This is a genomic window from Edaphocola aurantiacus (assembly GCF_019797745.1).
GTDB classification, from domain to species: domain Bacteria; phylum Bacteroidota; class Bacteroidia; order Chitinophagales; family Chitinophagaceae; genus Edaphocola; species Edaphocola aurantiacus.
This window is the reverse complement of record NZ_VOSI01000002.1, coordinates 794,950-808,231: the sequence shown is the minus strand read 5'-3', so window position 1 is coordinate 808,231 and position 13,282 is coordinate 794,950. Positions and strand designations below refer to the sequence as shown.

Genomic DNA, 13,282 nt, shown 5'->3' with positions numbered 1-13,282 from the left:
AAAAAAACAAAACCCGTAAAAACCCCGGCGCCCCCCCCCCCCCCCCCCCCCGCAACTCTTTTTTATAACTACTGTATATTAATATTTATGAATACCAGCTTCGTTCAGCAAATCGTGCAGTAATTTGACTCTTGTCTCCACCAGGGTCTTGGAATCACTGTTTTTAGGCACACTGAAGTTTAAAGCGAAGAAGTAAGGGTGCGGGATGGCCTGCATCTCTCCTGTTTTAGGATTCTTAAGTCTGTGTACCGTTTCTGCATAACCTACCACCCACAGGATATCTTCTTTTGCACCGTCAATGCTGGACCATCCGGTTTTGTAGTACAGTTGGTAATCATTAGCCGTTTCCTGAAGCATCATCCCTTTTACGATACGCTGGCTGCGTGGCGAGAAAGGTAACTCATCATGATACAAACGCTTCATAAAGCCTACCTGTTCGTCCGGAGTGATCTGTAATGTATCGTTCAGCCAGAACTGATCGATCTGATTGCCGATCTGCATATTGCCATACTGCACTGTATCCAGGTAATGCTGCATTTCCTTTGCCCCGATACGGCGGGCCAGCTCCTGGTAATAAGGCACTGCACTTACTTTAAATGCTTCTGCCATGGTCAGGTCTTTGTCCCATTCCGGTCTGCGCGCTACACCATCCCATTTGATCTTCATCTGCTCATCCAGCGCTACACCGGTTTCCAGTGCAACAAGTGAATTGAAGATTTTAAAAGTAGATGCCGGACTCATGCGTTTAGAACAACGCTCTTTATTATAATAGTTAGCTTCTTCTTTGTTATTATCGTAATACTCGAAACATCCTTCTGTGACTTTATATTTATCAAACACAGGCTTCCACTCATCATGATCATTGATCCTTACATCACTGCAGGAGGCCAGACCCAGTGCGATACCTAATGCTGCAACAGCTACTTTTATTTTATGCATCATCATGCTCAGTATATTTTTGCCGCAAATTTACGGCTTATTCGATCAATATCACTGTGTATCATATAAAAAAGCTGCCGCGGTATCGCGGCAGCTTTTTTATATCCAATTCGGATGCAAATATTATTGTGGTTCCTGACCTAACATGAAGGTGAACTTCGCAGCAGAACCCAGTTTTACTTTATTACCATTGACATCGGTCAGGTTATCGATACCGATACCGTAGTCAAGACCTAACAGACCAAACATTGGCAGGTAAACCCTTAAACCCAGACCTACTGAGCGTTTCAGCTGCAGTGGGTTATAGTCTTTCATACTGTTAAACCCGTTTGCTGCCTCGAAGAAGGCCAGACCGAAGATGGTCGCACTCGGATCCAGGGAGAACGGATAACGTACCTCCGCGGTGTATTTATTAAAGATCGTATAACTGTTGGTTGTTGTGCTGGTTCCGTCAAAGCTGCTGTATACATCATAACCTCTGTGTGCTACGATATCGCGACCTACGAAGTAGTTGAAGCCGGAAAGACCGTCACCACCCACCTGGAAGCGCTCAAACGGAGAGAAGCCCAGGTTTTTGTTGTAGTAGCCAAGGAAACCGTATTTAGTACTCAGTTTCAACACCAGGTTACCGGCAATGCGCTGGTACCAGTCAGCAGTGAATTTATATTTATGATACTCTACCCATTTATATTTCTCACGGGCCGTCATCGTGCTGTAATCATTATCGCTGAATGCAGATACCGGTGGGGTAAATGCCAGGCTCAGCATAATGTTGGAACCGGAACGCGGATAGATTGGCTGATCAATTGTATTTCTGGCCAGTGTTAATTTTAAAGCCAGGTTATTGGAATAACCGTTGCGATACTCCGGCATTTCTGTTTGCAGCAGCGGATAATCTTTCAGCTTAAAGTTCATATAGTCTACCCCTACAGAAAGGATAAAGTTATTATCCGGCCAGGTCAAACGACGGCTTAGTGTTACGCCACCACCGATGTTACGGATATATTTATCGTACGGAGAAGCGATCGGACGTCCTGTAGTACTGTTATACCCCTGATCGTTCAGTGCATAACGGCCATAAGTAGCACTTACACTCAATGCGATCGGTTTCTTACCACCTAACCATGGCTCTGTAAACGAGAAAGACAAGGAGTTATACCATAAACCGCTGGACTGATAACGGAAAGACAATTTCTGTCCGTCTCCCATTGGCAATGGATCCCAGTTCTTTGTTTTAAATAGGTTCTTCAGGGAGAAGTTATTAAATGTAATACCTGCTGTACCGGTGAAACCGATACCTCCACCGTAACCGGCAGATAATTCCAGCTGATCTGAAGACTTTTCTGCAATATTAAAGTCAATGTCCACTGTTTTATCCTGCATATTCGGTTTAGGAATAGGATTCACTTTAGTTGCATCGATATAACCCAGAGCAGAAACGCGACGGATTGAACTTACCAGGCTGGACTGATTGTAAATATCACCAGGCATGGTCTCCATCTCTCTTCTGAGTACATAATCATTGGTACGGTCATTACCGATGATATTGATATTTTTCACACGGAACTGCGGACCTTCATTTACGATGATATCGAAATCGATAGTATCCTTACGGATTGCTCTTTCCACTGCTTCTGCACGATAACCCAGATACCCATTGTTCAGGTAAATACTACCTACATCAATACCTCCGGTCATTGTAGCCTGACCCCTGATTTTGGATTCCAGCAGTTCTTTATTGTATACATCACCACGCTTAACGCCCAGTAACTGATTCAGTACAGAGTCGCTATGTTTGGTATTACCTTTCCAGTTGATGTCACCGAAATAATATTTCTGTCCTTCATCTACCTTAATATCAATATTGATATTACCATTCTCTACATTATAAACGGTATCTTTTACGATCTGTGCATCGCGGTAACCAGAAGTATTGTAAAAACTGATTACGCTTGCCTTATCCTCATCATATTTTTTCTCATCAAACTTTGAGGCAGACATGATGCCGTAACGGAAATACGGATTCACAGCGTCCAGTGTCTTACTTAAAGACAGCGGTCCGCTCTGGTTCATATAATTACTGAACTTTCTTTCCGGTTTCGGGTAAGCAGTAAATTCATCTGCAGGATATAAAGAGATGCGGGCCATTTCTTTGGTGCCTTTCATATTCCTTTTCAGGCGGGCACCGTAAAATGATTCATTGCCGACAAAGTTGATATTATTGATCTTCACTTTGCTGCCTTTTTCTACGTTAATAGTCAGGCTGGCGCCGTTCAGCACTTTAGGGTCTACTGCTTCAATGATGCTCACGCTGGCATTGCGAAAGCCCTTCTCCATCAGGTAATGACGGGTTCTGCTTTCAATATCCTTCTTCATGGCATTGGTGATCATTTTATTGCTCACCAGGCCAAGCTTTTCTTTTATTTCTGCTTGCTGAGTATTGGTAATTCCAGTAAACTTGAATGTAGTCAGGCGTGGACGTTCGTCGAGATGGATGGTAAGGTATATTTTATTCCCGTCGATCTTGTTGATGATGATTTCAACATTAGAGAACATGGCCTGGTTCCATAATACACGGATGGATCTTGCAATCTCCTGATCATATGGCAACTTTACATGCTGTCCGACTTTCAATCCGGCAACTTCCAGAACAGTAGCAGAATCGGCAAATTTGACTCCGCTCACCTTCACTCCTGCAATCTGGAACTCTCCTTCGATATCTGTTTCACCGAAATTGACTTCCTTAGTCTGAGTGTTGTTATTGCCCGGATCGCTCAGGTGCTGTGCATCTGCCGAGGTAATAGCAAAGGTAACAGCCGCACAGGTTAGGGTTGCTACACTTTTTATATACTTAAGATCCATTAAAATGGTTTTATAATTTTATTGTTTTAACGCAAAAAGCGTGAAATAATTACTTTTCGTCTGCATTTAACTGCTCGCTGGTCATTCCGAAGCGTCTTTCTCTCTGCTGATAGTTCAAAATAGCTTCATATAATTCCTGTTTCCGGAAAGCCGGCCAGGGTACATCTGTAAAATACAGTTCGCTATACGCAATCTGGTATAACAGGAAATTACTGATCCTATGCTCACCACTGGTACGGATCAGCAGTTCCGGATCCGGAAAGTCTGCTGTCGTCAGGCATTGGCTGAAATAGGCATCATTTATATCTTCTTCTTTCAGGGTGCCTGCTGCTACTTCTCGGGCTATGCGTTTTGCTGCTTCGATGATCTCCCATTTGGCACTATAGCTCAGAGCAAGGATAAGGGTAAGACCGGTACAACCGGCTGTAATATCCATTCCCTCCTGCATCTCCTTCTGACAGGTCTCCGGCAGATCGTTCATATTACCGATCAGTCTCAGGCGTACATTATTCTTTTTCAATTGTTCTGCTTCCAGGCGTATGGTACTGACCATAAGCTCCATCAGCGCATCCACTTCTGCCTTAGGGCGATTCCAGTTTTCTGTAGAAAATGCATATAAGGTCAGGTATTTGATACCCAGCTCTCCGCAACCTTCTACAATATCCCTTACAGACACTACGCCTTCATAGTGGCCCACAATACGGCTCTCTCCTTTTTCTTTTGCCCACCGGCCGTTACCGTCCATAATAATAGCTATATGGTCCGGTAAAGTAGCGCTCTGTATTGCAGCTTTAATATCCATTCTGACAATAGAATATTTAAAAAATATAAAATTAAGGTGGCAAAGGTACAAAAATAGACGCAGTATTGCGTCTATTCCTTATATGATATCCAATTTATTTAAACGTATGTGTGAAATGCGTTAGTACTTGTATTTCTCAAATTTTTTGAAGAAAAAACCAAGACTAAGGCCGGCTTCATAAGTATTGAAGCGATTGCGGGAGTCTGCAAGCGGGTGAATGTTCAGCAGACCTAACTGGCCATAAGCTTTTATATAGAAGCCTGACTTATCTTCATAACCCAGCATTACTGCTGCATCTACGTTGATAGGGGCAATGTCTTTATACTCGCCGGTACCGATTACCAACGGGTCATTATTATCACGAACCCGCTCACTGCCGTTCAGTGAGTTGGAATAAATCTGGTGCAGACGACCTCCTACTGTATAAGATAATGACGGTCCTACGCCTACAAAGAAGTGATTGTAATCAAACTCAGGATCTCCGGATTTGAATACAAAATATACAGGCACCTGTACCTGGTTCAGTACATATTTTCTGTAATCACTTTCATATGTCGGAGTACCACTTCCGGTTGCAGATTGTTTATAGTAACTACTTTCGGAGCCCAGCATACCTCTGTATAATACACCAGGTTGCAGGTGAAAGCGACTCATGCTGCCTAAAGGAATATTTACATTCACGCCACCTTTATATCCTACCATACCGGTAGCATTGCGGTCAGCGCTGTTAAGATATTGAGTCATTCCTCCGTATGCGGCACCTGCTTCTACTCCTATACTAACCTGTGCAAAGGCACTTACACCTAATGCCAGACCTAATATGGTAGTAACTATTTTTTTCATAATAAACTGTTTATCTATATCCAACAAAGATAATAGAGAAGTTGTGATTTCAAAATACTAATCAGAAAAATAAATATTTATAATATTAAAGCAATCTTACTTATCTAATTTGGAATAAACGGAGTTATTGCTGACATATTCCGGTACGATTTCTTTCATCTTAATTACCGTATCCAGGACAATATGCCCTTCGGCCAGTCTCAATAACTCATCTATCTGGGTTTGAACCCATACGAAATCATATTCACGCACCTTAGCGATCAGGATCTTTTCGTGATAAGTAGGTAAGGTATTTTCTGAATTATTCAGCAGTTCCTCATAGAGCTTCTCGCCAGGTCTCAGACCGGAATATACAATGCGGATATCCACATCCGGAACTTTACCTGCAAGGCGGATCATTTTATAAGCCAGGTCAACGATTTTAACCGGACGACCCATATCAAATACGAAGATTTCACCACCTTTACCCATAGATCCTGCTTCCAGGACCAGCTGACAGGCTTCCGGTATGGTCATAAAATAACGGGTGATCTCCGGGTGTGTCACCGTGATCGGGCCACCTTCCTCTAACTGCTTCTGGAATCTTGGGATTACCGAACCATTTGAACCCAGTACGTTTCCGAAACGGGTAGTAATGAAACGGGTATGTGGTAATACATTTGCTGCACCTTTGTGCTGCGATGCCATGGACAAATGTTTGTATAAAGATTGTGTATATATCTCGGCAATCCGCTTGGAGGCACCCATTACATTTGTAGGATTCACGGCCTTATCGGTCGATACCATTACAAATTTTTCCACGCCATAGTCTACTGCCAGTTGCGCCAGGATGCGGGTACCGGATACATTATTTACAATTGCCGCAGAAGGATGCTCTTCCATCAGGGGCACATGCTTGTACGCCGCAGCATGGTACACGATATCGGGTTCATAGATCTCAAAAATCTGCTCCATGCGTACCTTGTCTTTGATATCGCCGATAAAACTTCTTACCGGGGCTCCTTCATCAAAGCTCAGCATCAGTTCATGCAATGGTGTTTCTGCAATATCACAAAGTATCACTACAGCAGGACTATATTTAACCAGCTGTCTTGCGATCTCACTTCCGATCGATCCGGCAGCACCGGTTACCAATACTTTCTTGCCCTTGATTTCCCTTACCACACTCTCATTACGAATAGAGATGACTTCACGATCCAGCAGCTGTTCAATATTGATATTTTTCAACTGTGTATCATCCAGCTGGTTATTGGTCCACTTTTCACTTGGCGGCACCTGCTGTATCTTGATATTCAGTTCCAGGCAGGCATCCACCAGGAAGTTCAGTTTTTCTTTATTAATAAACGGTTCTGCCAGGATCAGCAGTTCGGTACCGTCCTTTTTTAATTTTTGCAGATTTTGACGGGTTGCATTAAATACCGGCACATTTTCGATCTTTTTACCGATAAGGCGCGGATTATCATCCAGGAAAGAGATAATTTTTATCGTAGACCGTTCATTGTTGGCAAACATTCTTTTGGCTAGCATACCTTCATAGCTTGCATTATAAATAACCGCTTTCACCGTCTTTTTACGTAAGGTAAACATCCCTTCGTAAATTGTCTTAATCACGATACGATAGGCAAGGAGCGAGAAGTTGGCACAAAGGAAGTAGATCGCGGTAACCGATAAAGGGAACAACAGCAGATTTTCAGAGTGCAGCCTGGTGTAATTCAGCGCCAGGAAAAGAACACTCGCAGTAAGATTCAGCAGCAGTACACGCTTGGCATCTTCCAGTGTGGTGTAGCGTACAACGCCTTTGTAGTTCTTGAAAAGCAGCAGTAAAACAACATTTACCCCGGCCACAATGCCGAAAGAAGCACGCAGGTCTACAAACTCGACGAATCGGTTAAGGTTAAAGTTGAGTCTGATGATATAGGCTATGAGTATGGATATGAGTACACACGTCAGATCAATTAAAAAGATAATCCATCTGGGTGCAATCGCCAGTTTTTTAAACATAAAGTGTATAATTATGTTAAATTATCACAAAGCTAGGCAAAAGCCTTGTATTGTCCGAGTATAATTTAGTTTTTCCAATGTTAATTTACCTTTTATTGAGAAAAACCCCATAATATATAAATGAAAATTTTAATGGTATGCCTCGGAAATATATGTAGATCTCCTATTGCTGAAGGAGTTATGCAACATATCGTACGAGAACAAGGCCTTGACTGGCAGGTTGACTCTGCCGGCACCAACAACTATCATACGGGAGAAAGTCCCCATCGTTCTGCTCAGAAAGTCTGCCGGCAATACGGAATCGACATCAGTCATCAACGGGCAAGGCAATTTCGCAGCAGCGACTTTGATACCTACGATCATATCCTCGTGATGGCAGCAGATGTTTATGATGATGTAAGCCGTCTTGCACCCTCTGAAACGGCCCTCCGAAAGGTCCATTTCTTTCTCGACAGCCTCTCTCCCGGCGAGCAGGCATCTGTGCCTGATCCATGGTACGGAGATGAGTCGGGATACGCGCCTGTATTTGATCTGATACAGCGCAGCTGCAATGCCTGGTTGACTTTTTTTACGGGAAATACACCCATTTTTAACCGGGGTTAACCATCATAAAAAAATAATTTCAAATATTTGGTAAAATTCTTTACTTTATTATTTTTGCATACATATTCTCATTCACATTAAAATCAACAGAACGGTGTCGTACGAAAACAACAAAAATTACGATGATAAGCGTAACACAGAGGTAGCTTTTAGTAAAAAGATCAAAGCCGGAAAAAGAAGAACTTATTTCTTTGATGTGCGCGAGACGAGAGGTAATGATTATTTCATCACTATCACAGAGAGCAAGAAGAGATTCAACGACGATGGTTACGATCGCCACAAAATGTTCTTGTACAAGGAAGATTTTAATAAATTTCTGGCAGCGCTGACCGAAACTATTGATTTCGTGAAAACGGATTTAATGCCTGATTTTGATTTCGATGCTTTCAACCATGATGAGACAGAGCAATTTGTTGCAGAAACTCAGGAAGGAAGCTACGATACAACTCCTGTAGAGTTGAAAGATACTACTGTTGATGAATGGAAAATGTAATTAGCTGAGTAATACCTTACTACTCATAAAAATATATTAAGAGCGCCCGTTTATAATATAAACGGGCGCTCTTTTATTTAAGATAACTGAAGTCTAAAATCGTACATTTGACAATAGAATTTTAATTTGAGTATTATGGCAGAAAAAACAGAAAAAGAGAAATTAAGGATTGATAAATACCTGTGGAGTATCCGTATTTTCAAAACAAGAAGTATGGCTACTGATGCCTGCGATGCCGGCAGGGTAAAAATGCATGAATCTGCAGTAAAACCATCCAGAAATGTCGCTATCGGAGATACTTATGAAATACGGACCAGTGACCGCAAATGGATTATTAAGGTGACCGGACTGCTGCTGCAGCGTAAAGCCTATAGTGAAGCGATCAATTTTTATGAAGACCTGACCCCGGAAGAGGACAAAACAAATACGAAAAGTGAATCATCCAGCTTCTTTACCGGTAAGCGCCTGAGCAAGGTGGGCAGACCTACAAAGAAGCAGCGTCGCGACTGGGATGACATTATGGACGAAACTTAAAAAAGAATACAAACCTGTAGCGCTTAAATATCGTCTTTATAGTAGGTGAAATGGAAATTATGAAATCTCGCCTACATTTTTTATATTGCAACTTAATAAATTTTAAATTGAAACATATTTAATTTTCAAAAATGAGAAAATTTACATACCTCGCTTTCGCTAGCATATGCATTGCCGCCTACAGCCCATCATTTGCTCAGCAAGGTTTATGGGGCAGCTTTTATGGAAAATCAGCGCCTACAGCAAACCCTAAATCGTTTCTTCCGTCTGAATATTCCATTGTGACCTTAAACCAGCAAGGTATCAACGCACTGCTGGCAGGTGCCGGAACCAGCCCGGAAACTGGTGTAAAAGTGTCTATTCCGGCTCCGGACGGCACTTTCAGAACATTTACCGTATGGAATACACCTGTACTGGACGAGGCTTTGCAAAGTCAGCACCAGGATATCCAGACCTATACCGGTATATCCACTACCGACGGTGGCGTAACGGTTAAAATGAGTGCTACTCCAATGGGATTCTTCGCAAGAGTATTCTCATACAACAACAACGAGTCTTTTGCTATTGAGCCATATGGCTACGATGCCAATGGATATTATACTGTTGCTTACAGCAAGAACGTTAATAGCTTACCGGTATCATCGGCCTGTAATCCTGCAAAACTGGGCAACCTGACAGAAGGAACTCCGGTAGAGCTGGACGGAACAGGAGGCAGTACGGCACAACGCACCAATGGTAGTTCCCGTCACACATACAGACTGGCTATGGCTTGTACTGGTGAATATGCACAGGCGGTTACCGGATCTCCGGTGCCTACTGTATCTCAGGTACTGGCTGTGATCACTGCTACAATCAATAATGCCAACGCGGTTTGGGAAAGAGAAGTATCTGTATCCCTCAAACTGGTGAGCAGCACCACCAGCGTAATCTACCTGGATGGCAACTCCGATCCTTATACTAATGATACCAATGATATCCTGATTGATGAAAACCAAACCAACGTAAATAACGTTATTGGTTCGGGCAATTATGATATCGGTCACGTATTCAATACTGCCGGTGGTGGTCTGGCTGCACTGGCCTCTACCTGTAGCAATGGCTCTAAAGCCAGCGGGGTGAGCGGTTCCAGCGGCCCTTCTGACATCGGTACTGTAATACACGAGGTTGGTCACCAGTTAGGTGCCGGCCACACCTTTACTTCAGAGGCAGGTGGCTGTAGCGGTAATGGTATGGACGAATCTGCTTACGAACCGGGAAGTGGTACCTCTATCATGTCATATAATGGTGCCTGCGCTGCAGATAACACACCATCTGTAAGCACGGATTATTACAACCGCTATAACCTGCAGCAGATGAATATTTTCCTGACCAGTACAGGTATGAACTGTGGTAATACGACTGTAGGTCAGACACCGATTACTATGGCTAACCTGTCTGTTCGTCATATTATCCCGGCTAACACTCCATTTGAACTGATCTCTCCTGAAGCATTTAAAACAGTGGCGAGCAATGCAACCACTACTTATTGCTGGGAGCAGTCCGATAAAGGACCGATCACCATGGTAGAAGCTAATGGTGCTTCAGTAACAACTGGTCCTACCTTCAGCAGTCTGGATCCGGATACCAGCAGAATACGCGTATTCCCATCTTACCTGTTATTATCCAATAACCAATACTCTTCTTCAGGTGCACGCCTGCCGAATGTATCGAGAAATATGTCCTTCAAAGTAACTGCAAGAAGCATTGCTACTGACGGATGGGGTACACACAATATCATCGATAGCTTTGTTCGCCTTAAAGTAGTAAAAGGCAATACCGGTGATTTCCGTGTCCTGACTCCTAGTACAAATGTAACCTGGACTCCTGGTCAGAAATATACTGTTACCTGGAGCATTGGTAATACCATGACTCCGGCTGATAGTATTATGGCTGGTTTTGTGAATATCTATTTATCTAAAGATGGTGGTAAAACATTCCCGATCATCCTGGCTACCAATGTTCAGAATGATGGAAACTTCGATATCACTGCACCGGACCTGTTCACTACAGAAGCCCGTATTAAGATTAAAGCGGTAGGTAATGTATTCTTCGATGTATCTCATGCCAACTTCAAAATCAACGGTAATCCTAACTCCGTTCGTGACATGGAGCTGAATAACAACATCAGTGTATTCCCTAACCCGGCTACACAAAACCTGAATATCAGAAACGACCAGTATAACGGTGAAATACTGCAGGTACAGATGCTGAATGCTCTGGGTCAGCGCGTATGGTCAGGTGATCTGAAAGAATCATTAAGTATCCCGGTAACTGAAATGGGCAGAGGTATTTATTACCTGCACTTCCAGAACCTGAAAGCTAACCAGTACGGAATGAAACAGGTGATCTTAAAATAAGATAGCTTATCATATAAAAAATAAAAGGAGTGATGTTTCACTCCTTTTATTTTTTTAATATATGTTTAGGACAAGTACACTAATTTTTTTCGTTATTTTTGTATGTTCATAATTGCTTTATTTACATGAATAAATACTTTCTAAATATCATTTTATTGCTTGCATTCGGCATTACCGGAGCGCAGGCCCAGTTTACAGATGTAAATACGCTCAGAAGCTATCAGATGTCTATGCCTCGTGTAGTCAGTGCTTATGCCAAATATGACAATACACTGCGCAATGATTTCAAAAGCAAAGGCCTGGAATATCCTGCCAGTAACATTTACCTGCGCTCTTTCAAGGCACAGAATGAGCTGGAGGTTTGGGTAAAAAACAAGAATGCAGATACCTTTACTTTATATAAAAAATATAAGGTTTGTGCCTTATCAGGTGTATTAGGTCCTAAGCGTGCTGAAGGAGATCGTCAGGTTCCGGAAGGATTGTACTTCCTGGCTGATTTCAACCCGAAAAGCGATTTCTACCTGTCTATGCTGGTGAACTATCCTAACTATTCTGATCAGATCCTGAGCCACCAGGAAAAGCCGGGTGGTGACATCTATGTACATGGTGGTTGTCTGACCGTTGGTTGTATCCCTATGACGGACGAGGGTATACAGGAGATTTATACTTTATGCCTGTCTACCCGTTTAAACGGGCAGGTAAATATTCCTTACCACATCTTCCCGACCCGCTTCGATAAAGCCGGACTTAACTTCCTGGGTCGCGAGTACCGCCACGAGGTAGATAAACAAAAATTCTGGGTGAACCTGAAATCTGCTTACGATTACTTTGAACGTAACCACAACATTCTTCCGGTAATGTATGACGAAAAAGGCCGTTACGTATTTTAATCAAAAGCAGCAACAGAATAGATGGATATTGAGATCTGGTCGATAGGAAAAGAGAACGACAGCTTTATTGAAAACGGCATAGCACATTACTTCAAAAAGACTATGCCCTGGAATAAGATCAAACTGGACACTTTTCAGCTTCCCAAAAAGTTGGTGAGTACTGATGTACAGCGCACCAAAAAGCTGGAAGAGGAAATGATCCTCAAAAAACTACAGGCACAACATTACCTGATCCTGCTGGATGAGCGGGGTAAAATGCTGGATTCAACCCAATGGGCGAGCCAGTTTCAATCTTTTATGAATCAGGGAGTACGCACTTTGGTGATCCTTATCGGCGGGGCCTTTGGTGTTACAGATGCAGTACGTGATCGTGCCAACCAGGTATGGTCTTTATCTAAATTAGTATTTCCCCATCAGCTCGTTCGCCTGATGATTGCAGAACAGGTGTACCGCGCATTTAGCATTTTAAACAATACCCCTTATCATCACGAGTAGGCTTAATTACTTTTAAAAGGCGCCAGTAACATAAATTCGGGAATGACCACATCAAACTTTTGATGGGAGTACAGGTTCAGCATCTGGTAAGAACCGTACATTTTGCCCATATCGCTGCGCAGGTTTGCAGCAGATACATACTGAAAGGTTTCATTGGGCTCAATAATAGGCGTTTGTCCGACTACACCTTCGCCTTCCACTTTTCTCAGGCCCAGGGTACTGTCTACAATATACCAGCTGCGGCGGAGCAGCTGCACAGGCACTTCGGTATAATTATCGATGGTGATGCGATAGGCAAACATATATTCCCCATTTACCGGACTGCTTTGCGCATCCTGATAAAATGTTTCTACCGTAACACAAATCCCCTCTGTAATTTTCTTTACCATATAGCCTTGTTACTGCAAATCTAATCAATCGGCTG

At 42.8% G+C, this 13,282-nt stretch carries 12 protein-coding genes; 6 read left to right on the top strand and 6 right to left on the bottom strand.

Going from position 1 to position 13,282, the window contains the following annotated elements; genetic code table 11:
• Window positions 1-78 precede the first annotated feature (78 nt).
• The 5 genes from FTD44_RS08045 to FTD44_RS08025 all read right to left on the bottom strand — a co-directional run bounded on the left by FTD44_RS08045 (window position 79) and on the right by FTD44_RS08025 (window position 7,447).
• Window positions 79-945 (bottom strand): penicillin-binding transpeptidase domain-containing protein, encoded by an 867-nt coding sequence (locus FTD44_RS08045; protein ID WP_222165965.1) that lies wholly within the window; start codon window positions 943-945, stop codon window positions 79-81.
• A gap of 117 nt (window positions 946-1,062) precedes the next feature.
• Window positions 1,063-3,801: a BamA/OMP85 family outer membrane protein gene (locus FTD44_RS08040; protein ID WP_222165964.1), complete on the bottom strand. Its 2,739-nt coding sequence runs from the start codon at window positions 3,799-3,801 to the stop codon at window positions 1,063-1,065.
• A gap of 49 nt (window positions 3,802-3,850) precedes the next feature.
• Complete coding sequence (locus FTD44_RS08035; protein ID WP_222165963.1) at window positions 3,851-4,603, bottom strand: isoprenyl transferase; 753 nt, start codon at window positions 4,601-4,603, stop codon at window positions 3,851-3,853.
• A gap of 120 nt (window positions 4,604-4,723) precedes the next feature.
• A complete protein-coding gene (locus FTD44_RS08030; RefSeq protein WP_222165962.1) occupies window positions 4,724-5,446 on the bottom strand; it encodes an outer membrane beta-barrel protein in 723 nt (240 codons plus the stop codon).
• A gap of 96 nt (window positions 5,447-5,542) precedes the next feature.
• Window positions 5,543-7,447, bottom strand: a complete 1,905-nt coding sequence (locus tag FTD44_RS08025) for a polysaccharide biosynthesis protein (RefSeq protein WP_222165961.1) — start codon at window positions 7,445-7,447, stop codon at window positions 5,543-5,545.
• A gap of 120 nt (window positions 7,448-7,567) precedes the next feature.
• Between FTD44_RS08025 and FTD44_RS08020 the strand changes: the two genes are divergently transcribed.
• The 6 genes from FTD44_RS08020 (at window position 7,568) to FTD44_RS07995 (ending at window position 12,858) form a co-directional block, all read left to right on the top strand.
• Window positions 7,568-8,050, top strand: coding sequence for a low molecular weight protein-tyrosine-phosphatase (locus FTD44_RS08020; protein ID WP_262901663.1), 483 nt, complete (start codon window positions 7,568-7,570; stop codon window positions 8,048-8,050).
• A gap of 94 nt (window positions 8,051-8,144) precedes the next feature.
• Complete coding sequence (locus FTD44_RS08015) at window positions 8,145-8,543, top strand: DUF3276 family protein (RefSeq protein WP_129020468.1); 399 nt, start codon at window positions 8,145-8,147, stop codon at window positions 8,541-8,543.
• Between the two features lie 135 nt (window positions 8,544-8,678).
• Window positions 8,679-9,077, top strand: a complete 399-nt coding sequence (locus FTD44_RS08010; protein ID WP_222165959.1) for an RNA-binding S4 domain-containing protein — start codon at window positions 8,679-8,681, stop codon at window positions 9,075-9,077.
• 131 nt (window positions 9,078-9,208) lie between these two features.
• Entirely contained in the window at window positions 9,209-11,473 is a 2,265-nt protein-coding gene (locus FTD44_RS08005; protein ID WP_222165958.1) for a reprolysin-like metallopeptidase, read from the top strand.
• A 125-nt stretch (window positions 11,474-11,598) separates the two neighbouring features.
• The gene (locus FTD44_RS08000; RefSeq protein WP_161971229.1) at window positions 11,599-12,363 is read left to right on the top strand and encodes a L,D-transpeptidase family protein; all 765 of its coding nucleotides are present in this window, start codon (window positions 11,599-11,601) and stop codon (window positions 12,361-12,363) included.
• 21 nt (window positions 12,364-12,384) lie between these two features.
• Window positions 12,385-12,858, top strand: coding sequence for a 23S rRNA (pseudouridine(1915)-N(3))-methyltransferase RlmH (locus FTD44_RS07995; protein WP_222165957.1), 474 nt, complete (start codon window positions 12,385-12,387; stop codon window positions 12,856-12,858).
• A 2-nt stretch (window positions 12,859-12,860) separates the two neighbouring features.
• On the opposite strand, the gene apaG is transcribed toward FTD44_RS07995, so the two are convergent.
• Window positions 12,861-13,247: a Co2+/Mg2+ efflux protein ApaG gene (gene apaG, locus FTD44_RS07990; protein ID WP_129020463.1), complete on the bottom strand. Its 387-nt coding sequence runs from the start codon at window positions 13,245-13,247 to the stop codon at window positions 12,861-12,863.
• Window positions 13,248-13,282: the final 35 nt, after the last annotated feature.

Excerpts from the sequence above, each read along its gene's own strand:
- FTD44_RS08030 (WP_222165962.1), bottom strand. The coding sequence starts at position 5,446 with ATGAAAAAAATAGTTACTACCATATTAGGTCTGGCATTAGGTGTAAGT.
- FTD44_RS08005 (WP_222165958.1), top strand. The coding sequence starts at position 9,209 with ATGAGAAAATTTACATACCTCGCTTTCGCTAGCATATGCATTGCCGCC.
- FTD44_RS08035 (WP_222165963.1), bottom strand. The coding sequence starts at position 4,603 with ATGGATATTAAAGCTGCAATACAGAGCGCTACTTTACCGGACCATATA.
- FTD44_RS08010 (WP_222165959.1), top strand. The coding sequence starts at position 8,679 with ATGGCAGAAAAAACAGAAAAAGAGAAATTAAGGATTGATAAATACCTG.
- FTD44_RS08000 (WP_161971229.1), top strand. The coding sequence starts at position 11,599 with ATGAATAAATACTTTCTAAATATCATTTTATTGCTTGCATTCGGCATT.
- FTD44_RS08020 (WP_262901663.1), top strand. The coding sequence starts at position 7,568 with ATGAAAATTTTAATGGTATGCCTCGGAAATATATGTAGATCTCCTATT.
- apaG (WP_129020463.1), bottom strand. The coding sequence starts at position 13,247 with ATGGTAAAGAAAATTACAGAGGGGATTTGTGTTACGGTAGAAACATTT.
- FTD44_RS08040 (WP_222165964.1), bottom strand. The coding sequence starts at position 3,801 with ATGGATCTTAAGTATATAAAAAGTGTAGCAACCCTAACCTGTGCGGCT.
- FTD44_RS08025 (WP_222165961.1), bottom strand. The coding sequence starts at position 7,447 with ATGTTTAAAAAACTGGCGATTGCACCCAGATGGATTATCTTTTTAATT.
- FTD44_RS08045 (WP_222165965.1), bottom strand. The coding sequence starts at position 945 with ATGATGATGCATAAAATAAAAGTAGCTGTTGCAGCATTAGGTATCGCA.
- FTD44_RS07995 (WP_222165957.1), top strand. The coding sequence starts at position 12,385 with ATGGATATTGAGATCTGGTCGATAGGAAAAGAGAACGACAGCTTTATT.